Source organism: Endozoicomonas sp. SESOKO3 (genome assembly GCF_024606255.1).
Window position 1 is genome coordinate 1 of record NZ_JAHHPR010000560.1, and the last position, 1362, is coordinate 1362.

Here is a 1362-nt window from a genome sequence, read left to right on the forward strand (position 1 = left end):
TGACAACCTCATCATAATCCGGAATTTCCGGGCTGACGTCTTGCATAGAACGGCTACGCCGAGTGACTGCGGCTATGATGACATCTTTATCACCCTTGAGTTCTTGACCTACATATTTCAGATCAATTGGATGTGCTGCAATGGCTTCTAATACAAGCTCTTTATCATTTCGAACCTGTTGACTGACATAATTCAGCCCGTCCTTCACCAAGGCTTTCCTGACCTTTTCTTTAATATCCGAAAACGACTGAGCCGGTGGAATATCAAACGTCAGTGTGTAATCACGTGATGGTTTGATAATGAAGTATTGACCTTTCAAATGGAGATAAAAATCCTCAAACGGTGGAATAGAGTAATTGGGATCTGCCAATAAAAAATGATGTAAGAGCTCCTTGCTAATGCTCTCATTCATCTCTTCACTCATTAACATTTCCCGCAGACTAACCTCCGGTTTTTCCCTGAAATATACTGAAGACCGACACTCCCCTAACCGCTCAGCGTAAAAAACAAACTGTTGAAGAGGGCTACTTAATAACTGGCAGCATGCGGGACTAATACGGTAATCCCTCAGATAAAACATTGAGAAAAGACAATGCTGAAAGGTGAATCTATCAGCATCTGTCACAACATCGGGATTAAGACGTTGTTCAAGCAAGTTAAAATCCCAATGAGATTCTTCAAAAATGTCTGCGTTCTCAAAGAAGATATCAAGATCACAGATAGTCTCTAACACAATCATCAGTTTTTCAAAGGCATCCTGCATGTGTGGACTTGATTTCATTCGGGAGCATTCGACGATAATTTGACCGGCTGCAGCGTTGCAACGTACCTTCATGCTATCCGCATTTTCATCCAGTTCGATCGCTTTCAGTAATTGCACCAGAAACCACATACGCTTTGACTTGCCGTCTTTATGAATGCCATAAGGTTGATCAAACTGGTCAGAAAATTTTAGTCGTAAGGTTCGTTCTTTACCCCCCTCTCTTCAGGCACTCCACTTCCGTGAGGCTGAGCAGGTCCGTAGTGTTCATGACTTGATTTTTGCCCTGCATAAGCGTTTTGTGGAGGCACTGGCACCGGTCACTCTGGCCTCGGGTCAGGGGCAGTTTTTTCAGGAAAAGAAGATCACCTACGTTGATTGCACGACCCCGGGTGCTAAGGGTGAAAAAGCATCACTATTGACGCCATCCGGCAAAGCATGCATGCAAGCATTAGAGCTCTCAGGGACTGTCGTCAGTATGGATGATGCCTTGATGGTTAACCTGGAATTGGGCAATCACGTTGGCCTCGTCGAATTACTTGAACAGGCAGAGGGGGGTAAAGAACGAACCTTACGACTAAAATTTTCTGACCAGTTTGATC

2 protein-coding genes are annotated in these 1362 nt (G+C 44.2%); one reads left to right on the plus strand and one right to left on the minus strand.

Going from position 1 to position 1362, the window contains the following annotated elements; translation table 11 throughout:
* Nucleotides 1-880, minus strand: an 880-nt coding sequence (locus tag KDK18_RS09665) for a DUF4116 domain-containing protein (protein WP_257254697.1), incomplete at its 3' end; no start/stop codon positions are given.
* A 154-nt stretch (nt 881-1034) separates the two neighbouring features.
* Between KDK18_RS09665 and KDK18_RS09670 the strand changes: the two genes are divergently transcribed.
* Nucleotides 1035-1362, plus strand: a 328-nt coding sequence (locus KDK18_RS09670) for a hypothetical protein (protein WP_257254698.1), incomplete at its 3' end; no start/stop codon positions are given.